This window comes from Comamonas sp. NyZ500 (assembly GCF_016772095.1).
Lineage (GTDB): Bacteria > Pseudomonadota > Gammaproteobacteria > Burkholderiales > Burkholderiaceae_C > Comamonas > Comamonas thiooxydans.
Genome location: NZ_JAEIJE010000003.1, coordinates 85,193 through 107,675, shown reverse-complemented (window position 1 = coordinate 107,675; position 22,483 = coordinate 85,193). Strand labels below are relative to the sequence as shown.

Sequence of the window (22,483 nt, the reverse complement as noted above, 5' to 3'; positions counted from 1 at the left end):
AAGAAATATGAGACAGATAAGGCGTAAGTTGCTTTTGAATCAATAGCAGCGCGATGACTACAAAGTTTGCTGATGACGCCTTTGCCAGATTTCAGTTCTGTGACACAGGCGTTTCACAGTGAATTTCTACAGTTCCCTCATGTCGCAAACGGCCGCGTTGGTCGGGCGGCAACGATCAATCCAAGGGACTGTTATCCATGCGCCACGCTTTTGCACCCGCCACTCGCCGCTTCACCTTGATCGCCTTTTCCACGGTTGCCACGGCCTTGCTGGGCCTGGCATCCGCGGCCCACGCCAGGACCGATCTGCTGGTGTATTCGGCCCTGGAGGCCGATCAGATCAAGGCCTACAAAGCGGCTTTTGAAAAAGCCCATCCCGACATCGAGCTGAGGTTCGTGCGCGACAGCACGGGCATCATCACCGCCCGTCTGCTGGCCGAAAAGGCCAATCCCCAGGCCGATGTGATCTGGGGCGTGGCCGCCACTTCGCTGATGCTGCTGGACAAGCAAGGCATGCTGCAGCCCTATGCGCCCAGAAACCTGGCCAGGGTGCGCTCCACCATGCGCGATCCGGCAGCCACGCCGACCTGGGTGGGCATGGATCTGTGGTCGTCCGCCGTCTGTTTCAACACCGTGGAGGGCGGAAAGCGCAAGCTGCCCACGCCTGCCAGCTGGGCCGACCTGACCAGGCCCGAATTCAAGGGCTCGATCACCATGCCCCACCCGGCGTCCAGCGGCACGGGCTATCTGATGGTGGCCGCCTGGCTGCAGATGATGGGCGAGGACAAGGGCTGGGCCTATATGGATGCGCTGCACCAGAACATCGGCATCTACACGCACAGCGGCTCCAAGCCCTGCCGCCAGGCCGGCGCGGGCGAGTTCCCTGTAGGCCTGAGCTTTGAATACCGGGCCAACAAGACCAAGAAGGATGGTGCGCCCATAGACATCGTCTTCCCCAGGGAAGGCCTGGGCTGGGATGTGGAAGCCACGGCCATTCTGAAGACCAGCAAAAAGCAGGACGCGGCCAAGGCCCTGGCCGACTGGGCGGTGACGCCTGACGCCAACAAGCTCTACGCCGCCAACTTTGCCGTGCTGGCCCTTCCCGAGGCCCAGGAAAAGCACGAGTTCATTCCGGCCGATCTGGAAAAGCGCCTGGCCAGGAACGATTTCAACTGGGCAGCGGCTAACCGCGATCGTATCTTGGCCGAATGGTCGCGTCGGTACGAAGCCAAGGCGGAGAAGAAATAACACCCCCTGAGGCGCTTCGCGCCTTCCCCCTCTCTGGCGCTGAGCGCCGGAGGGGGACGACAGCCTCGCTGTGGGGCTGCCCTTGCTCGCTGTCACTGGCGAAACGGGTCTGCACATGCAGCGGTGGGCATTTCGAGCGATACAGATCGGAACGACCTTCGGATTGTTTGCACGTTGAAAGAGATACATGCTGCGCATAGAACATATCGCCAAGCAGTACAAAGACACCCCGGTGCTGCGCGACATTGGCCTGTTGGTGGAGGGCGGCGAGTTCGTCAGCCTGCTGGGCCCTTCGGGCTGCGGCAAGACCACGCTGCTGCGCATTCTGTGCGGCATCGAGCAGGCCGACGCGGGCCGCATTCTGTTTCAGGGCGAGGACATCACGCGCTGGCCCGCCGCGCGCCGGGGCTTTGGCGTGGTGTTCCAGAGCTACGCACTGTTTCCTAACCTGACGGCGGCCCAGAATGTGGCGTTTGGTCTCAGGGGCCAGCCTGCGGCGCAAGTGCAGGCCCGGGTGCAGGAGATGCTGGCTCTGGTAGGTCTGGGTGCGCAGGCGCAGCGCTATCCGGCGCAATTGTCGGGCGGCCAGCAGCAGCGCATTGCGCTGGCCCGCGCACTGGCGCCGCGCCCGCGCCTGCTGTTGCTGGACGAGCCGCTGTCCGCGCTCGATGCCCAGGTGCGCACCGAGCTGCGCAGCGAAATTCGCCAGTTGCAGCGCCAGCTGGGCATTGCCTGCGTGATGGTCACGCACGATCAGGAAGAAGCGCTCTCCATGGCCGACCGCGTGGTGCTGATGCACCAGGGCCGTATCGAGCAGCAGGGCTCGCCCGAGCAGCTCTACGCCAAGCCGGTCAGCCACTTTGTGGCCGGTTTTGTGGGCCGCATGAATTTGCTGCCCGCCGTGGCCGAGTCGGGCGACGCGGTGCGCGTGGGCGAGGGGCGGCTTGAATGCAGCACTGCCGGCTTTGAGGTCGGTGATGCCTTGCTGGTAGGTGTGAGGCCCGAAAGCGTGGTGCTGCACCCGGCCCAGCCCGCAGCACTGCCCAATCTGTTTCGCGCGCGGGTGGTCGAGACCTCGTTCCTGGGTTCGCTGGTCCTGGTGCGCGTGTTCAGCCCCACGCTGCAATGCCAGATCGATGTGCAATGGCCGCTGCGCCATGACGCGCGTCTGCCCGACTGGCTGCAGGGCGAGGTGTTGCTGGAGTTGCCGGCTGCCGCGCTGCAGTCGCTGGCAGCGCCAGAGATTTTGCGAAAGGCGGCATAAGCATGGATGCCTCTTCTTCTGCGCTGCCCGTGGGGAGCTATGCGCCTGCAGCGGAATCACGTCGGCAGCAAGACACCGGCCCTGTGGCGCCGCGGCAAACGCGTTTTTTCGATTGGGAAAAGCTGTGGCTGGGCCTGTCGGTGCTGGGCCTGCTGGGCGCGCTGCTGGTGGCCATTGCACTGCCCGTGGGGGCGCTGCTGGGCCACAGCTTTGTGTCGGCCGATGGCAAGTTCTCGGGCCTGGCCCAGTACCTCGCCTATGCACGCACGCCGGGCGTAGGCCAGTCGCTGTTCAACAGCCTGTGGCTGTCTGCCTTCAGCAGCACCTTGTGTGTGGCCCTGGCCTATGGCTATGCCTATGGCGTGATGCGCAGCTGCATGCCGCTGGCCAAGTTCTTTCGCGCCATCGCCCTGGTGCCTCTGCTGGCGCCGTCGCTGCTCATGGCCATCAGCCTGATCTATCTGTTTGGCGCCCAGGGTCTGCTCAAGAGCTGGCTGCTGGGCGGCACGGCCTACGGCCCGTTTGGCATCATTCTCGGCTCGGTGCTGTGGACGTTTCCGCATGCGCTGATGATTCTGTGCACCACGCTGGCCTCGGGCGATGCGCGCCTGTATGAGGCCGCCGCCACGCTGGGCGCGGGGCGCTGGCGCAGCTTCTGCCAGGTCACGCTGCCAGCCAGCCGCTATGGGCTGATGATTGCCTGGATTGTGGTGTTCGTTCTGGTGGTCACCGACTTTGGCGTGCCCAAGGTGATTGGCGGCAACACGCAGATGCTGGCCACCGATATCTACAAGCAGGTGATTGGCCAGCAGAACCTGTCCATGGGTGCCGTGGTGGCCATGCTGCTGCTGGTGCCTGCGGGCCTGGCCTTTGCGGCCGAGCGCCATTTGCGTGCCCGGCAGGCCGCTGCCATGAGCGTGCGGGCCGTGCCTCTGGTGCCGCAGCCCTGTGCGCCGCTCGACCGTGCGCTGCTGGTGTATTGCAGCCTGATGGCTTTGGCGCTGCTGGCGGTGATGGGCGTGGCCGTGCTGGCATCCCTGGTCAGCTTCTGGCCCTATAACCTGACGCTGACCTTCAGGAACTACCAGTTCGACCTGATGGATGGTGGCGGCTGGGCCAGTTACGCCAACTCGCTGACCATGGCCGTGGCCACGGCGGCGACAGGCGCGCTGCTGAGCTTTCTGAGCGCGTATCTGGTGGCCAAGCCCACGGGCTGGGGCCGCGCGCGCCAGTGGCTGCACGCGGTGGCCACGCTGCCCATGGCGGTGCCCGGGCTGGCGCTGGGTCTGGGCTATATCCTGTTCTTCAATGCGGGCGGCAATCCGCTGCACTTTCTGTACGGGTCCATGGGCATTCTGGTGCTGTGCACGGTCGCGCATTTTTTCTCGGTGGCGCACATCACCCAGCTCACCGCCTTGCAGCAACTGGATGCCGAATACGAACGCGTGGCCGATTCCATGGGCCTGCCGTTCTGGACGCTGCTGTGGCGCGTGCACCTGCCCGTGTGCCTGCCTGCGGTGATGCAGGTGGCGGGCTACTTCTTCGTGAATGCCATGACCACGGTGTCGGCCGTGGTCTTCTTGTACTCGCCCGAAACCACATTGGCCTCGGTAGCCGTGCTGGCCATGGATGACGCGGGCGATATCGCTCCCGCCGCCGCCATGGCCACGCTGATCTTTGCGACCGCAGCCGCCGGTCGCCTGCTGATTGCGCTGCTGGATGCCTGGCTGCAGCGGCGTACCCAGCACTGGCGCCAGCGCTGAGGACTTTCTCCACATCACTTGATTCTCCGAACGTCTGTCGCTGCATCGCCTTGGCGCTGCGGCAGGGACTTGGCTTGTCTGCTTTTTCTGTAACGCTATGAAAAACTACGATCTGATCGTCGTCGGCGCCGGCATTGTCGGCCTGGCCCATGCCTATGCCGCAGCAACGCGCGGCCGCTCTGTGCTGGTGATAGAGCGCGACGCTGCCTGCCTGGGCGCCTCGATTCGCAACTTCGGCTTTGTCACCATCACGGGCCAGCGCGCCGGCGCCCATTGGCGGCGCGCCATGCGCTCACGCGATGTCTGGGCCGAGATTGCGCCCAAGGCTGGTATCGATGTCCTGCATGCCGGCCTGTGGCTGACGGCGCGCCGCCCTGCTGCGGCAGCGGTGCTTGAGGCATTCATGCAAACCGAGATGGGCGCGGGCTGCGAGATGCTGACGCCCGCCCAGGCTGCGGCGCGTCATCCGGCGCTGCGCACCGAAGGGCTGCAATCCGTGCTCTACAGCCCGCACGAGCTGCGTGTGGAGTCGCGCACCGCCATCTCGCAATTGGCACTGTGGCTGCAGCAGGATCTGGGAGTGGATTTCCGCTTTGGCGAAAGCGTGACGGAAGTGGCAACGCCGCGCGTCACCACCTCGCGTGGCAAGTACCACGCAGAGCGCGTGGTGGTCTGCAACAACGCCGATCCAGGCGGGCTGTTTGCAGGCGAATGGACTGACAACCAAGTGCAGCTGTGCCAGTTGCAGATGCTGCGTGTCAAGCCGCAAACAGGCTTCAAGCTCGAAGGATCGGTCATGGGGGATCTGAGCCTGGTGCGCTACGAAGGCTATAGCGCGCTGCCCGAAGCCGCAGCATTGCGCGCCGAGCTGGAGCGCGAGGAGGCGCAAAGCCTGAAGCACGGCATCCACCTGATTACCGTGCAAAGCGCCGACGGTTCGCTGGTGGTCGGCGATTCGCACCACTACGGCCACGCGCCCCAGCCCTTTGCCAGCGAAGCCGTCGACCAGCTCATGCTGCGCCATATGCACGAGGCGCTGCATATCGACAAGGCCCAGGTCGTGGAGCGCTGGACGGGCATCTATCCCTCCAGTGCCGAAGCCCCTTGCTTTGTCAAAGCGCCAGATGCAGCGACACGCGTGGTGGCAGTGACCAGCGGCTCGGGTGCGAGCACGGCGTTTGGCCTGGCCGAAGAGGTGTGGAAGGCCTGGTAGCTGCTACGGATTGAATAGCTGCTGACGCTTGTAGGTTCTCGAATTTCAAGAAAACAAAATCAAAATCTATATCTATAAAGCGCAAATAGCTATCAAAAAATGAGCTTCACTGCTGCACAAACAGCGGCGCAATCAGCATGACGAGCAGGATGGCGGCCAGTACGGCCAACAGGATCTTGACCCAGCTGTAAGGCCGCTCGCCCGCAATCTGGCCGGTATAGCCATTGGCCACGATCTGGTAGGTCTTGCTGCCATAGGTGTAGCCGACCAGCCAGACCGGCACCAGCGTGTGCTTGAAGCTGCGGCCCGAGTATTGGCGCTGGACCTGCAGATTGCGCTGAGTGTCTCCCGGCACCTCGCGCGAGCACATGCTGCGCAGCTGGCTGTCCATGTCTTCCTCGTTGATCCTGGCGGCCTTGGAGAGGTCCACCTGGTAGCGCTCCACCGTCCAGCCGCGCACGAACTCCGGGCTGTAGGGCTTGAGGTCGGTGGTGGTCGGGAAGGGCTCCACCTGGCGCAGCAGATGGGCGTGCACGCCCACGGTGCCCGGCACCAGCTCATCGTCGAAGAAATGCTGCAAGCTGCCCGATGCCGGCTCCCAGCGCACATGCTGGACCTGGCGGGTCTGCAGATTGCCGTTGCCGTCGCGATAGGACTCGGTGGTGTAGTAGTAATAGCCGGCCTCTGCCCACCACTGCGCGCTGGCATGGGCGTCAAAGGTCCAGTAGGGCAGATAGACGCCGTGCAGCGTGTCCGTCAGCGCGGCGCTCTTGAGCTTGCTGGGCGCAAACCAGCGGCTGCCATACCACTGGCGGATCTTGTCGCGAATCTGTCCGTCGCTGATCTTGAACGGCAGGATGCTCTGCGGCGTGATGGCGTCGCTGCGCTCCTCATGGGCGACGATGGCCGGCGAGCCGCAGAAGTCGCAGCGCTGGGCCACGTTCTTGCCGAGAAACACCGAGATGGCGCGGCAGTTCTGGCACTGCACCTCATAGCGCTCGTCCGATCCCCAGCCGCGACCGCTGGCCGGGTTGCGCAAGGCATCGGCCAGATCCTGCTCCACGACGGCGCGTCCCAGCTCGGGCTGCGTCTGCTCGCTCCAGGGAACGACGGTGCCGCAGTATGGACATCTGAGCGACTGGGCCTTGGCATTCCACTCCAGATTGCCGCCGCATTCGGGGCAGACATGCTTGCCCACCATGGAAGGGGGCGCCGTCTGGGAGACAGGGGTGAATGAAGAACCGGAAGAGCGAGAAGAGGAAGCGGGTGTGGCCACGGCAAAAACGGGTTCAGGCGGCAACAGCGGCGGGATGGGTTTCGTAGAAGGTCACGCAGTTGCCATCCTCGTCGAGAAGACTGAATTCCTGGGTGCCCCAGGGCTGCTGGCGCAGACCGCCATTGGGGTGAACCGCATTCTCGGCCAGGCATTGCGCATGAAGGGCGGCAATTCCCGCCACCTGAATGCGGCAGCTGGTCTGCCTGGGAATCTCCGGGTCCTGGCAGGCCCAGAAATGCAGCTCCAGGCCGCCCAGCGAGACGATGGCGTACTCGCCGGGCTGGGCGTGGACGGTTCTGGCGCCCAGCACGCGGGCGTAGAAAGCCACGGTGCGCGCCATGTCCAGCGATGCCAGCACCGGAGTGGTGCTGATGAAAACCGGTTTGTGTTCATTCATGACGTGCACCCCGATGCCATGGATTGCGGATCAGCCGCGCAGGAACTCGTCCAGCGCAGCCTGGGCGATGCGCCACTGGCTGCCGATCTGGCGGGCCTTGAGGTTGCCGGCCTGGATTTCGGCCAGCACATCGGCCTCGGCCACGCCCAGCACCTGGGCAGCCTGGGCGGGAGTCAGCACCTGCAGACCGGCGGCGGCCGGGGCGGCAGGCGTCTGTGCGGCTTGCGCCGCGGCCGGCGAGAAGGGGTCTGCCACAGCAGCGGCCGGGGCGCCTGCAGCGCCACCGCCTTGCATGCCCTTCATCATTTCCTGAGCCATGCCGAAGCCCATGGCCATGGTGGCCGGAATGGTGGCCGCCGCAGCGCCTTCGCCGCCATTGGCCATGGCCTGGCCCATCTGGTACTTCACATAGTCGTTGAGGTTGCCGATGGCGCCCATGCTGGAGCGCTTGTCGATGGCCTGCTCCACTTCGGGCGGCACGGAAACGTTCTCCAGCAGGAAGCTGGTGATTTCCAGGCCGTATTTCTCGCTGACGGCCGGGTTGATGAGCTGCAGCAGCGCGTCGCCCAGCTCGCTGTAGCGCTGGGCCACATCGAGTGCCGGCACCTGGGCCTTGGCCAGGGCCTCGGAGAAGATGCTGACGATGCGCGAGCGCATGGTGTCGGCAAACTCGTCGATGCGGAAGTTCTGGTCCGTGCCCGCCACTTCCTTGAGGAACAGGGCGGCGTTGGTGATGCGGAAGTCATAGGTACCGAAGGCGCGCAGGCGGATCACGCCAAAGTCCTTGTCGCGCATCATGATGGGGTTGGACGTGCCCCATTTGTTGCCCGTGAACAAGCGCGTGTTGATGTAGTAGACATCGCACTTGAAGGGGGAGTTGAAGCCGTACTTCCAGCCGCGCAGCGTGGACAGAACCGGGATGTTCTGCGTGGTCAGCAGATAGCGGCCCGGGTTGAACAGGTCTGCGAACTGGCCTTCGGAGACGAACTGCACCTGCTGCGACTCACGCACGATGAGCTGGGCGCCGTTCTTGATTTCCTTGTCTTCATCGGGCCAGCGATACGACAGCGTGTCGCGCGAATCATCGGTCCATTCGATGATTTCGATCAGTTGCTTGGTGATGATTTTCATGAAATCCATGACGTGCTCCGAATGAGGATGACGGGAAAGGAATCATTCTAGGAGGCAAACCGCGGCAGCCGATTCCGGGATGCATGGCAGTTGCGCGGAAATTGTTAAAAAGTGAGCGCACTACGCTAGCTATCCAATGGTTTCATGGGCGATTGATGCTGCAACTGTCTATTCATGGGTGGTAAGTGCTAGCGTTTTGCTTTTCACATTTTGAAATCACCGGCTGGGCCGTTTCGTGAAAATGCCCGCTGTGGGGCCGCGCAGACAGACTACGCCCGTGATCAGTGGCACAGACTTAGAATCTACCGCTTATGCGGTCGATACCGCCCAGAACACCTCTTAATGAAGATGCCGCCCGCAATCGCCAGTGATTGCAGACGCGCGAACGTATACAAGTCATGCTGACCTTCCAACAAATCATTCTGAAACTGCAGTCCTACTGGGCCGAACAGGGCTGTGCATTGCTCCAGCCCTATGACATGGAAGTCGGCGCCGGTACCTCGCACACCGCGACCTTTCTGCGCGCCATCGGTCCCGAGCCCTGGAAGGCAGCCTATGTGCAGCCCAGCCGTCGTCCCAAGGACGGCCGCTATGGCGAGAACCCCAACCGCCTGCAGCACTACTACCAGTTCCAGGTTGTTCTGAAGCCTGCGCCCGACAACATCCTCGAGCTCTACCTGGGCTCGCTCGAAGCCCTGGGCTTCGATCTGAAGAAGAACGACATCCGCTTTGTCGAGGACGACTGGGAAAACCCCACGCTGGGCGCCTGGGGCCTGGGCTGGGAAGTCTGGCTCAACGGCATGGAAGTGACCCAGTTCACCTATTTCCAGCAGGTCGCCGGCATCGACTGCAAGCCTGCCACCGGCGAAATCACCTACGGTCTGGAACGTCTGGCCATGTATCTGCAGGGCAAGGAATCGGTGTACGACCTGGTCTATACCGACGGCCTGTCCTACGGCGACGTGTTCCACCAGAACGAGGTGGAGCAGTCCACCTACAACTTCGAGCATTCGAATGCCGAGTTCCTGTTCAGCGCCTTTGCAGCTCATGAAGGTACGGCCAATCAGCTGATCGACGCCCAGCTGGCGTTGCCCGCCTATGAGCAGGTGCTCAAGGCCGCTCACACCTTCAACCTGCTGGACGCCCGTGGCGCCATCTCGGTGACCGAGCGCGCTGCCTATATCGGCCGCATCCGCAACCTGGCCCGCGCCGTGGGCAAGAGCTATCTGGACAGCCGCGCGCGCCTGGGCTTCCCCATGGCGCCCAAGGCCCATGCCGACGAGGTGCTGGCCGAGCTGGCCAAGGCCGCAGAGCAGGCAGCCAAGAAAGCCGCATAAGCGGCTTCAGGCTTCATTTCGACCCATATCCCAAAATTTCAGCGGCCAGCCTGGATCTAGCAAGCGCTGGCGGCTATCAAGATCATCATGAACGCATCGAATCTACTGGTTGAACTGTTTGTCGAAGAGCTGCCGCCCAAGGCACTGCAAAAGCTCGGCGATGCTTTTGCCGCTGTCATCTTCGAGCAGCTCAAGGCCCAGGGACTGCTGGCATCGACCGAGTCGCGCCTGACGGCCTACGCGTCGCCCCGCCGTCTGGCCGTGCACATCACCGAAGTGCTGCCCCAGGCCGAAGACAAGGCTGTCTCGCAAAAGCTGATGCCTGTCTCCGTGGCGCTGGATGCCGAAGGCAAGCCCACGGCGGCACTGCTCAAGAAACTGGCGGCCCTGGGGGCCGACGAATCCGCAGTGACCGCTCTGAAGCGCCAGGGCGAAGGCAAGGCCGAAGCCCTGTTCTACGAATCCACGGCCAAGGGCGTGCTGCTGACCGATGGCGTGCAAAAGGCGCTGGACGAAGCCCTGGCCAAGTTGCCCATCCCCAAGGTCATGCGCTACCAGTTGCAGGACGGCTGGACCAGCGTGCACTTTGTGCGCCCGGCCCACGGCCTGGTCGTGATGCATGGCACCCAGGTGCTGATCGGCGTGAAGGCCCTGGGCCTGACCGCCGGCGCTGCCACGCATGGTCACCGCTTTGAAGCCGCTGTGGACCCCGTGGTCATCCAGAACGCCGACAGCTATGCCGAGCAACTGCGTGAAGAGGGCGCCGTGATCGCCAGCTTTACCGAGCGCCGTGCCGATATCGCCCGCCAACTGCAGGCGGCTGCCGAACGCATTGGCGGCGACGTGCGCCCCATCGACGCCCCGGCCCTGCTGGACGAGGTTACGGCCCTGGTCGAGCGCCCCAATGTGCTGGTCTGCGAATTCGAGAAGGAATTCCTGGCCGTGCCCCAGGAATGCCTGATCCTGACCATGAAGGCCAACCAGAAGTACTTCCCGCTGCTGGACGCCAATGGCAAGCTGACTCATCAATTCCTGATCGTCAGCAACATCCAGCCCCAGGACGCGTCGGCCGTGGTCGGCGGCAACGAACGTGTGGTGCGCCCCCGTCTGGCCGACGCCAAGTTCTTCTTCGACCAGGACCGCAAGAAGACCCTGGCCAGCCGCGTAGAGCAACTGGACAAGGTGGTCTATCACAACAAGCTGGGCACCCAGGGCGAGCGCATCGCGCGCGTACGCGCCATCGCCAAGAGCATTGCCCAGCAGCTGGGCAACTCCGAGCTGGGCCGTCTGGCCGATCAGGCTGCCATGCTGGCCAAGACCGATCTGGTCACCGACATGGTGGGCGAGTTTCCCGAGCTGCAAGGCATCATGGGCCGCTACTATGCCCAGAACGACGGCCTGGATGTGGCCGTGGCCGATGCCATCGAAGACCACTACAAGCCCCGCTTTGCCGGCGACGAACTGCCGCGCGGCGATGTAGGCGTGATCGTGGCCCTGGCCGACAAGCTCGAAACCCTGGTCGGCATGTTCGGCATCGGCAACCTGCCCACCGGCGACCGCGATCCCTTCGCCCTGCGCCGCCATGCGCTGGGCGTGATCCGCATGCTGGTCGAAAAGGATCTGGAGCTGGATCTGGAAACCCTGCTGGTCAGCACCTTGCCCGCCTTTGGCGACAAGATCCAGGACGCCACGCCCCAGCTGGTCGAATTCATCTACGACCGTCTGGCCAATATGTTCCGCGAACAAGGCTACAGCGCCCAGGAAGTGGAGGCCGTGCTGGCCCTGCAGCCCCAGCGCCTGTCCGACGTGCAAAAGCGCCTGGAAGCCGTGCGAGCTTTTGCGACCCTGCCCGAAGCAGCGGCCCTGGCCGCGGCCAACAAGCGTGTGGGCAATATCCTGAAGAAGGCCGAAACCGACGTTCAGCCCCATGTGAATGAGGTACTGCTGGCAGAGCAAGCCGAAAAAGATCTGTATGCGGTGCTGCAGCAGGTGGCGCCCAAAGCCCAGCAACAGTTTGCAGCAGGTGATTACACCGCCAGCCTGCAAACCCTGGCAGCATTGCGTGCCTCGGTCGATGCGTTCTTCGAGCAAGTCATGGTCAATGCCGAAGATCCGGCTCTCAAGGCAAACAGACTGGGCTTGCTGGCTTTGCTCCATGAGGCCATGAATCGGGTGGCGGATTTGGCGAGGCTAGCTGTTTGAACGTGGCTTTTTGAGCTATCAACGAGGAGATGCCGATAATGGGGCATCTCCTTTTTATTTTATGAAATGAAAGTTCATAAGGTTGTTGTTAGCGAGTGCTGCGAAAAATAATAGATTCATTGAAAAATGGCAGGAGCAATAAGGTCTTCACAGGCTGAATTGAATATAAAGGCTGAAATTGATAGCAAAACAAATATTTCAGTATTTTCTCTCGAAGGCAGTTCCGGGAATAATCAACTTTTCCGCAATTGCCATTTACACGCGAATCCTTTCGCCTCATGATTATGGCGTCTACTCCATTGCGCTGATTACATCCACCTTTCTGGCATTGGTCTGTTTTCAATGGGTGCAGCTATCTCTTTTGAGATTCTATGCAGAAAATATTCATCAGGAAGATAAGTTCCTTAGAACGATTTTCTATTGCTTTTTAATTTCGGCCCTGCCTTTGATTGTCGCGGCTCCGGTAATCTACGAATTCCTTCCTTCACTGAAGTCATGGCCGGTTCTGGCTTTGGTGGTCGCCTTGGCGGTGGCGCAGGCTTGGTTCGACCTTACGGCGGAAATAGCGCGCGTGAAGCTGGAACCCCTGCGCTATGGTGCAATGGCTTTCACACGTTCCATGCTCAGCCTGAGTGTGGGTGTGGCGATGGTCATGATGGGGGGTGTTTATTACGGCCCCTTGACCGGGCTTGCTCTGGGATCCTGCGCTGCAGCCTTGACCTTTGGAATGCAGTCCACGCGTGGCAAGATGAATATTCATGCGGGATCGCGCCTGGATGTGGTTTCTTATCTTCATTACGGGCTTCCACTCACTTTGACCTTTGCCTTGGCCATGGTGATTGCCGGCACTGACAGATTGATGATTGGCAGCCTGCTGAGCGAGTCGGATGCGGGTAGCTATGCAGCTGGCTTTGATTTCATCTGGCAGTTGATTACTTTGGCGATGGTGGTCATCAATCTGGCTGTCTATCCCCTCACGCTCAATGCGTATGCAAAGCAGGGCGATGCAGGAGCCCAGACTCAGTTGGCTCGCAATGGTCCGCTGTTGCTGGCAGTTTCCTTGCCATTGGCGTGTGCGCTAGGCATGCTCGCACCTCAATGGAGCGAGTTGGTGCTGGGCAGCGCCTTCAGGGATGTGGGGCGTGCGATCGCTCCATGGATTGCCGCTGCCGCTGTTTTGGCTGGGATACGCGCATATCATTTTGATCTGGCTTTTCAGATCAAGGCGCGCACCAAATATCAGGTGGTGATTGTAGCCATCGCAGCGATAGTCAATATCGCCTTGAATTATTGGTGGATTCCTATTTTTGGAGTAATGGGGTCTGCCTATGCCACCTTGATGGCCTATGTCATCACTTTAGGGCTGAGCATGTACTTGGGACGAAAATTTATAAAAATTCCTTTTTTGAACAGGGAAACAGTAAAAATATTATTCGCTGCCTTGTGCTTTTTCGCCATCTTATGGGGTGCGAAGAATACTTCAGGATATGTTTTCTGGATATCAGCAATATCTGGTGGATTAGTCTATATATTGATATTGCTGGGGGGGAATTTTATGGGTGGCAGGGATTATTTGCAGCGGAGATTTATGAATGCAAGAGAAATATGAGAGAGTTGCTCTCTTCGTCCCCTCGTTGGGCGGAGGCGGTGCAGAGCGTGTCATGGTTCTGCTGGCAAATGGACTGATCGAAGAGGGATTAGATGTAGACTTGCTTGTTGTAAATACGAGACAAGGGGCTCATGCGTCTGCATTGTCGGAAAAGGTAAACCTGATAGATTTTAAAAAATCTCGCACTTTGGCTGCATTGCCAGAAATGGTGAGATATCTGAAGAAAAGCAGGCCTCGAGTTATGATTTCTGCATTGGATTATGCCAATGTAGTAAATCTGGTTGCAAGGAGATTGTCCGGTGTTTCAACGAAATTGATCATCACTGAGCACAATACATTATCTGTAGCAAGCCAAGGAGATTTTCGCGGGATGGGGCGTATCTTGCCTTGGTTGATGAAGTTGACCTATCCTTGGGCAGACCAGATATTGGCGGTATCCCAAGGTGTGGCCGATGATCTGGCGAACAAGCTGAATATCAAACGTTCCAAGATTGCTGTGGCATATAACCCTGTTGTGACCGAGCAATTGAGCCTGCTGTCGGCTCAAGAAGTGCAGTGGCCATGGCCCAGGGTTCAGGGAATCCCTTTTATCTTGGCAACAGGCCGTTTGGCTGCAGCTAAGGATTTTTCAACTTTGCTGAAGGCATTCTCCATTCTGAGAAAGAAACGGCCGGCCAAGCTGCTTATTTTGGGAGAGGGTGAAGAGCGTGGCATGCTTGAGCAAAAGATCGCTCAGTATGAGTTGGGGGAGGATGTGGCTCTACCTGGATTCGTGAGTAATCCTTATGCGTGGATGGCGTCGGCAGATCTTTTCGTTATGTCCTCGCGCTGGGAGGGGCTTCCGACGGTATTGATTGAAGCCATGGCATGTGGCGCTCCTGTCGTCAGCACGGACTGTCCCAGTGGGCCGGCAGAGATCCTTGAAAATGGAAAATGGGGTCGACTGGTTGCTGTGGGCGATGGCGCGGCCTTGGCAGAGGCCATGGATGCGTCGATTTTAGATGCTGATCGCCACCCCGGTCTTGCAAGGGCACAGGATTTCAGTGTTAAGAAGTCTGTGATGAAGTACATGCAATACATCAAAATATTGTCATCCTGATGGATATTTACATATGAATAATACTGGGAAGAGTTTTGGCGGTTTCCTGGCGTTGGCTTTGTTCATGCTATTCATGTGTGCTGTCCCATGGGTTTCTATATATGAATCAATATATCAATTTCCGTATGAGGATAGAAGTGTTTATTCGCATTATTTTTTATTTGAAGAAAGTATCTTTAGTTATGTGAGATTTTCAGGGATCAAGGATTATTTTATTAATGAATTTTTGTGGCATTATTCTGTTATTTCGTTGATTAATAATGGGGTTGACCTTGAGGTAATTTTCTTTTGTGTTTCTTTCTTTTCATTGCTCATGCCGGCTATGCTAGTATTGAAATATGGAAAGCCATGGATGCTGATATTTCTCGTCAATCCATTGATTGTTGATTTTTCATTTTCGCAACTGAGATCTGCTTTAGCTGTTTCTATTCTAATTTTGGCATTTTTCTTGAAGGATAGGTATAGATATATTGCTATCGGAGTGGTGCTTGTGGCCATGCTGGTTCATACTGCATCTATTATTTTTCTATCTATTTATATATTTATCGTATTTATGGATGAATTTTCCCGAAAATTTAAATTGGGAAAATCGATCTACTTGATTTTTATATTGATGTTTGGTGCATTGATTTCTATTGCTTTGGGACCATTGAGAGAGTGGATACTCATTGTTTTGGGTGATAGAAGAGCTGAATATCCTGATATGAGAAGCTCGTTTCAATACTCGCTTTTTTGGATGTTGATGCTTTTTGCAATGATATTCAATTATAAAGAAATGATGAAGTCTTTCTTTGGTAAGTACAGCTATGTTGTTCTGTCTATAGTTACATTCAACGTTTTGCACGGTGGATATTCCACCAGATTTCTTGCAGCCGCGTTGCCTATTTTTATTTTGACAATATTTGATTTTGAGCGCTGGTGGAAGATATGCATGGTCTCGATGTTTATTATTTATATAACTCTTCAGTGGTTTTTTTTGGTTAAGAGTTCTATAAAATGCTAATTATTCACATAATTACTGGTCTTGGAGATGGTGGGGCAGAAGCTGTTCTATATCGCCTGTCCACTTCTGATAAAGAAAACTGCCACAAGGTAATTTCTTTAATGAATGGGGGTAAATATGGGGTTTTGCTAAAGGAAGCTGGTGTCGAGGTAGAGTGCTTGAATATGCCAGCCGGAAGTTTGACTCCGGGTGGATTGAAGCTTCTGTGGCAACTATTGCGAAATGAAAAGAAGGTGCATGCCGGAACTGATATGGCTGTTCAGACCTGGATGTATCATGGCGATCTGGTGGGTGGATTGGTCGCTAGAACTTCTGGCATCAAGAATATAGTCTGGGGGATTCATCACAGTATTCTGGAAAAGGGAAAGACCAAGGCGTCGACCCGATGGATTGCCAAGATCAATGCAATGTTGTCCCATTGGATTCCCGAAGTCATTGTCTGCTGCGCTGAAAAATCACGGCTAATTCACGAAGAGATAGGATTCTCTTCGAGGAAGATGAAGGTCATACCTAATGGCTACGATCTTCAGAAATTTTCGCCGAACCCTGCAGGCGCCAAACTTTTGAGGCAGGAGTGGGGTATTCCTGAAAACATGCCTTTGCTGGGGATGGTGAGTCGCTTTGACCCGCAAAAGGATCACGACAATCTGATCAAGGCATTGGCTCTTTTGAGGAGTCAGGGCCTAGAGTTTCGATGTGTGCTGGTAGGGAGCGGCATGGATGCCGCCAATCAAGAGATCACAAGCAAGCTTCTGCTCAATGGCTTGCAAGAGCATGTGCACCTGCTGGGCCAGCGAAGCGATATTCCTGCCGTGATGAGTGCGCTGGATCTGCATGTGCTTTCCAGTTCAGCCGAGGCTTTCCCAAATGTGATTGCCGAAGCCATGGCATGCGAGACTCCTTGTGTGACCACGGATGTCGGTGATGCCGCGTTGATGGTAGGCGATACGGGCTGGGTGGTGCCGCCGGGCAATCCGCAGGCTCTGGCTGCAGGCATTCAGGATGCTGTGTCGGCCATGGCGCAGGCTGAAGCCTGGCTTCTGAGACAGGCTGCCGCCAGAGCTCATGTATCAAACAGCTTTGGGCTGGATCGTATGCTGGCATCCTATCGGGATGCATGGGAAGGACGCGTGTGAAATTGGTCTTGCTTGGTACGGTTTCTGCCAGTGTTTTCAACTTCCGGACATCCCTGATCAAGGAGTTGGTGGCGAGAAATCACACGGTATATGTGTTCTGTGTGGACTATGACGATGTCTCCCGAGAAAAAATTGTGGCTCTTGGAGCCATACCTGTGGACTACTCTCTCAACAGAGCAGGACTCAATCCAATCAGGGATCTCGTTGATACCTGGAAGCTGTTTAGGCAACTGAAGAAGATCGCCCCCGATGTGGTGCTGTCCTATTTTGTCAAGCCGGTGATCTTCGGCTCCATTGCTGCCCGAATGGCTGCGGTTCCTTGCAATATCGGCATGCTTGAGGGTCTGGGATATGTATTCACCGATCTACCGACCGGGCTGAAGCGCAAGCAGAGAATCCTGCGCTGGGTACAGGTATTTCTTTATGGCCTGGCTCTCCCCGGACTGGATCGCCTGATTTTCCTGAATCCAGATGACTCCGCAGACCTGTTGAGTCGCAACGGCCTAAAGGCAAAGAATGTCAGCATTTTGGGCGGTATCGGAGTGGATCTGGAAAAGTATCCATATATACCGTTGGACTCCCAAAAATCGCCAAGCTTCATCTTTGTAGGCAGGCTTTTGGCGGAAAAGGGTATCAACGAATATGTGGCAGCCGCCAGAAAGGTGAAGAGACTGCATCCAGAGGCCCGCTTTGTGGTGCTGGGCGGTCTGGACGAGGAAAATCCGGGTGGGCTTTCACGCCTGGAGCTGGACGATTTGATTGCATCCGGCGTCGTCGAATATCCGGGCCATGTGAGCAGCGTAATACAGTGGCTGACAGATGCCAGCATTTTTGTACTGCCCTCCTATCGTGAAGGCGTTCCCTGCAGCACTCAGGAGGCCATGGCTGTTGGGCGTGCAGTAATTACCACCGATGTGCCGGGCTGCCGCGAAACCGTTGTCGATGGTGTCAACGGCTATCTGGTTCCGCGTTGGGATGCCGAGGCTCTGGCGCAGAAAATGCTTTGCCTTGTCCGCGATCCTGCTCTGGTCGCAAGAATGGGTGAGGAAAGTCGGCGTCTTGCAGAGCAGCGGTTCGACGCCGAAAAGGTCAATGCCCGGCTTATCCAGATGTTGCTTGATTAATTGCGACGAGGCGGAATCCAGCGGAAATAGGCCAGCTTGCTGTAGAACGCCAGATAGCAAATAACGCTAATGAAAAAGCAACTGGCCGTCAGCCATTTGTTTTGGTAGGTTAATACCGCCATCAGGCAGGGCACGGCCGCATACATCCAGAGGAAGGGTGAAGTCAAGCCATTCTGGATAGGTTTGGAAAAGCTGGAGAATGCTTTCTTGGCCCAGCGCTTGTTGGCCAGCATATGCAGATGCACGCCATCCGGCTGGCTGGGGTGGTAGCCTTCTCGAATCGTCTTTCTGACAAAACTGAATCCGACCTCAATAATCGGGTAGGAGCAGATCAACAGACTGGTCCAGGGTGAAACAGAGGTGTTGCGCTCGGGTAGGAGAACTGAAATCCATGCCAGCATGAACCCCAGAAAATAGGCACCGCCGTCACCCAGGAATATTTTTCCTGCCGGCCAATTCACTAAAAAAAATCCCATGACGGCACCTGCAATAATGAGGCAGGTGAAGGCCAGTGGGATATCTCCCACTTGGCGTGCGATAAATCCAAAGGCAGCAAGCATGATAATGGCTGTACCTGCCGTTAGGCCATTGAAGCCGTCGATGATATTAATGGCGTTGGCAACGCCGCCGACGGCAAAGGCGGTAAATATGACGGAGATAAGTGTAAAGCTCAAAAGCCAATCTACCCCCCAAATATCCACATGCGTCAGAGAGGTGCCTGTAATACCCCAGCCCAGCACACCGGAAGCCATGGTGGCGAGCAGGCGCACCTTGACGGAGACTTTTTTTGTGATGTCTTCCATGAGGCCGAAAACAAAGGCTGGCATGCCTGCAAGCAGTATGGCACTGAGAATGGCGCGTTTTTCTGCTGCTGCCATACCGTGGCTGGATACTGCATAGCCTACGAATACTCCGATGGCAATCGCAATACCGCCAATTCGAGGTGTGGGGTTGGTATGGAATTTTTGCAAGCCGTCCGTTGTATCCATGGACAGACTGCCATGCCATTTTTTGGTGGTAACCAGTAACACGCAGGTGATAAAGGAGGCAAAACCTGCAAGGAACGCGTCGTACCTGAATAACTCTTGAACAGAGAAAATAATCGAATTCATGGAGTGAGTGGACGTGGAATTGTTTTATATCGTGGGAGGCTGACTCGGGGAAGTTGGCATCTTGCTCGTCTCCAAGAGCATTTGCGGCACAATGCAGCCCATCTGACTTGAACATTGTCCCATGGGACAGAGCCTTGATCTATGACCACCATTGACCCCACCACCCAAATCGCCCCCCGCGACAAAGCTGAAATCCTTGCGCAAGCGCTGCCCTACATCCGCAAGTTCCATGGCAAGACCATGGTCATCAAGTATGGCGGCAATGCCATGACCGATCCTGCCTTGCAGGCGGACTTTGCGGAAGATGTGGTGTTGCTCAAGCTGGTGGGGATTAACCCTGTGGTGGTTCATGGTGGTGGGCCTCAGATTGAAGCGGCGCTGGGTCGTCTAGGCAAGAAGGGTGAATTCATTCAGGGCATGCGCGTCACGGATGAAGAGACCATGGAAGTGGTGGAGTGGGTGCTGGCCGGCGAGGTGCAGCAGGACATCGTGGGTCTGATCCATCAGGCCGGCGGCAAGGCCGTGGGCCTGACGGGGCGAGATGGTGGCTTGATTCGTGCCAAGAAGCTCAAGATGCTGGATAACAAGGATCCGAGCATCGAGCACGATGTGGGTCAGGTGGGCGATATCGTTGCCATCGACCCCAGTGTGGTGAAGGCGCTGCAGGACGATGCTTTCATTCCAGTGATCAGCCCTATCGGTTTTGGTGAGGAGAACGAAAGTTACAACATCAACGCCGACGTGGTTGCAAGCAAACTCGCAACAGTGTTGCAAGCTGAAAAGCTGGTGCTTTTAACCAACACTCCGGGCGTTCTGGACAAGGCCGGCAATCTGCTGACGGATCTGACGGCGCGCGAGATTGATGCGCTGTTTGCCGACGGTACGATTTCCGGCGGCATGCTGCCCAAGATTTCGGGCGCTCTGGACGCTGCCAAGGCGGGTGTGAATGCGGTGCACATCATCGATGGACGCGTGCCGCATTCCATGCTGCTGGAAATTTTGACGGACCAGGCGTATGGCACGATGATTCGCAGCCATTGATGAGCCTGTCTGGCCCTGACATGTGGTTGCTCTTCTCGAGTGACTTTTCACATATGGCGTTAACATCGCCGCAGGGCTTTCCCGGGTGGAGTCGCGCTCAGGACTCCGCTGCAAGCCGCCTTTGGGCGGCTTTTGTTTTTGAGCGAGGTAGGACTTTATGCGTTTGCTTCTGGTGGAAGATGATGTGATGGTGGCCAGCGGTATCAAGCTGGGTCTTTCCGATGCCGGTTATGCGGTGGACTGGGTGGGCAGTGCCGAGCGTGCACTGGAAGTGCTGGCCCAGGAAGCGTTCGATGTGGCGGTGATCGATATCGGCCTGCCGGGCATCAACGGCCTGGAGCTGACGCGTCGCCTGCGCAGCAGCGATGTGGAAAGCAAGGCCATGCCGGTGTTGATCCTCACGGCGCGCGATGCGTTGCAGGACCGGGTGCAAGGCCTGGACTGGGGTGCCGACGACTATATGGTCAAGCCCTTCGAGCTGCCCGAGTTGCTGGCGCGCCTGCGTGCGCTGATGCGCCGCTCCCAGGCAGCAACTTCTGCTGTCCTGAACTTTGGCTGTATCGAGCTGGATACGGCGGGCCGCCGCGCCGGCGCACGCCAGCTGCCGCAGGAAGGCGAAACTGAAGGCAAGCTGCTGCCCATCGATCTGGGGCCACGTGAATGGACGGTGCTGGAGTATCTTTTGCTCAATGCCCCCAAGCCCGCCAGCAAGGAAAAGCTGCTGCAGGCCCTGACCGGTTGGGACCGTGAAATCACGCCAAATGCCGTGGAAGTTTATGTGTCCCGCCTGCGCAGCAAACTGGAGCCGCATGGCGTGGCCCTGCGCTCCATTCGGGGCTTCGGTTATCGGCTGGAGTTGATGCCTGAATCTGTTTGATTCTCTATTTGATAGCTGTCTGCGATTGATTGATATGGAATTCAGTTATTTATATATCTGAATCGGTTATTAATGAAGCGCTTGCAGCTATGAAAATTGAATACTCCGATTTCTCATTCAATAAACATTAATGACCGCCAATCTGCGTTTTCGGCTGCTGGTTCTGCTTTTGGTGCCGCTGATGCTGTTGGCGGCCATGGGTGGCTGGTTCAGCTACAGCGCCGCCGATGAGGCCTCCACCCAGCATGACCAGCGTTTGTTGCGCTTGCTGCCGGCCCTGGCCGATTCGGTGCTCGCGCCCTCGATTGCGGACGGCACGCCGCCGCTGGTGTCGCTGACGCCAAGCGTCGAAGACTTTCTGCGCAATCAGGGCGATGAAGCAGGCTATGCCGTGGGCGATCTGCAGGGCAATGTGGTGGCAGGCGATACCTGGATCAACTTCGATGTGCCGGCGACCGGCACGGCGGAATTCCATAGCCAGGAGCATGACGGTGTGACCTATCGCGTTGCCGTGCTCAAGGCCGAAACCTATGGCGCCGGCGAGATGGTCGTCATGCTGGCCGACAGCAGCGATGTGCGCCAGCAATGGGTGCGCCAGTTGCTGATGCATGTGCTGCTGCCCAATCTGCTGCTGATTGCGGGCGCGGCCGTGGCCATTTACTGGTCGGTGAGCCGGGCCTTCAAGCCGCTGCACAAGCTGACTCAGGCGGTGGAGCGCCGCTCGCCGCGCGATCTGAGCCCGATCGACGAGCAGACCTCGCCAGCCGAGGTCCGCCCGCTGGTGCGCTCGCTCAATCGCCTGTTCTCCCTGGTCAATGCCCAGGCCGAAGGCCAGCGCCGTTTCGTCGCCGATGCAGCCCATCAGCTGCGCACGCCGCTGGCGGCCTTGCAGACCCAGGTGGAGGCCTGGGCCCTGAGCGGGCAGGAGGCCAGGCGCCTGGCCAAGCGTACGGGTGAGCAGGCGCAGGTCGTGCTCACGGTGGAGCAGATCGAGCAGCTGCGCGATGCAACCCGGCGCACCTCCCAGCTGGCGCGTCAGCTGCTGGCCCTGTCGCGTGCCGATGCGCGCAATGCCGAGGTGCAGCCGTTGCAGGAGGTGGACCTCAAGGAACTTTGCGAGAGCATGCTCGAGACCTTTATCGATCGTGCCTCGATCAAGCATCTGGACTTTGGCCTCGAGGTCGAGCCTGCATCGGTCTGGGGCCATAGCTGGTTGCTGCGCGAACTGGTTTCCAACCTGGTGGAAAACGCCATCAAGTACACGCCCAGGGGCGGCAGCGTCACCTTGCGCTGCGGTCTGCGCCCCCGGCCCGTGGGCACGGACGATGCCACCTTGCTGCAGATGGCGGGTGTGCAGCAATGGGCTTTTGTCGAGGTTGATGATGACGGGCCCGGCGTACCCGAGGAAGAGCGCAGCCAGATTACCCAGCGTTTCTATCGCGCCCAGGGAGTGATTGAAGAGGGAACCGGTCTGGGCCTGGCAATTGCCGATGAAATAACGCAATTGCATCAAGGTGTGCTGAGTTTTTCAGATGGAAGTTTCGGTAAAGGCCTATTAGTAAGACTTGAAATTCCGGTTCAATCAGTTTCAGAAGGCAGTCATGAGGTATCTGAAGCTCTCAAAGGTTAATTTCTCGGTTACGCTTGCGTGT

Annotated in this window: 18 protein-coding genes; 14 read left to right on the top strand and 4 right to left on the bottom strand. The window is 57.9% G+C overall.

Annotated features, from left to right (window positions below):
- Positions 1-197: 197 nt before the first annotated feature.
- The 4 genes from JAO85_RS06195 to JAO85_RS06180 all read left to right on the top strand — a co-directional run bounded on the left by JAO85_RS06195 (position 198) and on the right by JAO85_RS06180 (position 5,487).
- Positions 198-1,247, top strand: a complete 1,050-nt coding sequence (locus tag JAO85_RS06195) for a putative 2-aminoethylphosphonate ABC transporter substrate-binding protein (RefSeq protein ID WP_202787704.1) — start codon at positions 198-200, stop codon at positions 1,245-1,247.
- A 187-nt stretch (positions 1,248-1,434) separates the two neighbouring features.
- Complete coding sequence (locus tag JAO85_RS06190) at positions 1,435-2,511, top strand: ABC transporter ATP-binding protein (RefSeq protein WP_202787703.1); 1,077 nt, start codon at positions 1,435-1,437, stop codon at positions 2,509-2,511.
- Positions 2,512-2,513: 2 nt separating this feature from the next.
- Complete coding sequence (locus tag JAO85_RS06185; protein WP_202787702.1) at positions 2,514-4,274, top strand: putative 2-aminoethylphosphonate ABC transporter permease subunit; 1,761 nt, start codon at positions 2,514-2,516, stop codon at positions 4,272-4,274.
- 97 nt (positions 4,275-4,371) lie between these two features.
- Positions 4,372-5,487 (top strand): TIGR03364 family FAD-dependent oxidoreductase, encoded by a 1,116-nt coding sequence (locus JAO85_RS06180; RefSeq protein ID WP_202787701.1) that lies wholly within the window; start codon positions 4,372-4,374, stop codon positions 5,485-5,487.
- A gap of 106 nt (positions 5,488-5,593) precedes the next feature.
- On the opposite strand, the gene JAO85_RS06175 is transcribed toward JAO85_RS06180, so the two are convergent.
- The 3 genes from JAO85_RS06175 to JAO85_RS06165 all read right to left on the bottom strand — a co-directional run bounded on the left by JAO85_RS06175 (position 5,594) and on the right by JAO85_RS06165 (position 8,300).
- Positions 5,594-6,688: a TFIIB-type zinc ribbon-containing protein gene (locus JAO85_RS06175; protein WP_202787700.1), complete on the bottom strand. Its 1,095-nt coding sequence runs from the start codon at positions 6,686-6,688 to the stop codon at positions 5,594-5,596.
- A gap of 88 nt (positions 6,689-6,776) precedes the next feature.
- Positions 6,777-7,160, bottom strand: a complete 384-nt coding sequence (locus JAO85_RS06170) for a VOC family protein (protein ID WP_054073841.1) — start codon at positions 7,158-7,160, stop codon at positions 6,777-6,779.
- Between the two features lie 30 nt (positions 7,161-7,190).
- Positions 7,191-8,300, bottom strand: coding sequence for an SPFH and helix-turn-helix domain-containing protein (locus JAO85_RS06165; protein ID WP_012839909.1), 1,110 nt, complete (start codon positions 8,298-8,300; stop codon positions 7,191-7,193).
- Positions 8,301-8,689: 389 nt separating this feature from the next.
- Between JAO85_RS06165 and glyQ the strand changes: the two genes are divergently transcribed.
- From glyQ to JAO85_RS06130, 7 genes are all read left to right on the top strand, one after another.
- The gene (gene glyQ, locus JAO85_RS06160) at positions 8,690-9,628 is read left to right on the top strand and encodes a glycine--tRNA ligase subunit alpha (protein WP_003068041.1); all 939 of its coding nucleotides are present in this window, start codon (positions 8,690-8,692) and stop codon (positions 9,626-9,628) included.
- 87 nt (positions 9,629-9,715) lie between these two features.
- On the top strand, positions 9,716-11,830 hold the full coding sequence (gene glyS / locus JAO85_RS06155) for a glycine--tRNA ligase subunit beta (RefSeq protein WP_202787699.1): 2,115 nt from the start codon (positions 9,716-9,718) through the stop codon (positions 11,828-11,830).
- A 178-nt stretch (positions 11,831-12,008) separates the two neighbouring features.
- On the top strand, positions 12,009-13,439 hold the full coding sequence (locus tag JAO85_RS06150; RefSeq protein WP_202787698.1) for a lipopolysaccharide biosynthesis protein: 1,431 nt from the start codon (positions 12,009-12,011) through the stop codon (positions 13,437-13,439).
- The gene (locus tag JAO85_RS06145) at positions 13,423-14,538 is read left to right on the top strand and encodes a glycosyltransferase (protein ID WP_039050053.1); all 1,116 of its coding nucleotides are present in this window, start codon (positions 13,423-13,425) and stop codon (positions 14,536-14,538) included. Before JAO85_RS06150 ends, JAO85_RS06145 begins: the two co-directional genes overlap by 17 nt.
- Positions 14,539-14,551: 13 nt before the next feature.
- Positions 14,552-15,541 (top strand): hypothetical protein, encoded by a 990-nt coding sequence (locus JAO85_RS06140; RefSeq protein WP_202787697.1) that lies wholly within the window; start codon positions 14,552-14,554, stop codon positions 15,539-15,541.
- Complete coding sequence (locus tag JAO85_RS06135; RefSeq protein ID WP_039050051.1) at positions 15,535-16,677, top strand: glycosyltransferase; 1,143 nt, start codon at positions 15,535-15,537, stop codon at positions 16,675-16,677. Before JAO85_RS06140 ends, JAO85_RS06135 begins: the two co-directional genes overlap by 7 nt.
- Positions 16,674-17,801: a glycosyltransferase family 4 protein gene (locus JAO85_RS06130; protein ID WP_202787696.1), complete on the top strand. Its 1,128-nt coding sequence runs from the start codon at positions 16,674-16,676 to the stop codon at positions 17,799-17,801. The genes JAO85_RS06135 and JAO85_RS06130 overlap by 4 nt, the downstream gene beginning before the upstream one ends.
- Here the strand turns inward: JAO85_RS06130 and JAO85_RS06125 are convergent.
- On the bottom strand, positions 17,798-18,913 hold the full coding sequence (locus tag JAO85_RS06125) for a glycosyltransferase (protein ID WP_202787695.1): 1,116 nt from the start codon (positions 18,911-18,913) through the stop codon (positions 17,798-17,800). The two genes, JAO85_RS06130 and JAO85_RS06125, sit on opposite strands and share 4 nt — an antisense overlap.
- A gap of 141 nt (positions 18,914-19,054) precedes the next feature.
- Here JAO85_RS06125 and argB point away from each other — a divergent pair, with 141 nt between their 5' ends.
- The 3 genes from argB to JAO85_RS06110 all read left to right on the top strand — a co-directional run bounded on the left by argB (position 19,055) and on the right by JAO85_RS06110 (position 22,461).
- Entirely contained in the window at positions 19,055-19,954 is a 900-nt protein-coding gene (gene argB, locus JAO85_RS06120; protein WP_003068053.1) for an acetylglutamate kinase, read from the top strand.
- A 157-nt stretch (positions 19,955-20,111) separates the two neighbouring features.
- Positions 20,112-20,831 carry a response regulator transcription factor gene (locus JAO85_RS06115; protein ID WP_003068054.1) on the top strand — a complete coding sequence of 240 codons (720 nt, stop codon included), beginning with the start codon at positions 20,112-20,114 and terminating at the stop codon, positions 20,829-20,831.
- 130 nt (positions 20,832-20,961) lie between these two features.
- Positions 20,962-22,461: a sensor histidine kinase gene (locus JAO85_RS06110; protein WP_034354523.1), complete on the top strand. Its 1,500-nt coding sequence runs from the start codon at positions 20,962-20,964 to the stop codon at positions 22,459-22,461.
- Positions 22,462-22,483: the final 22 nt, after the last annotated feature.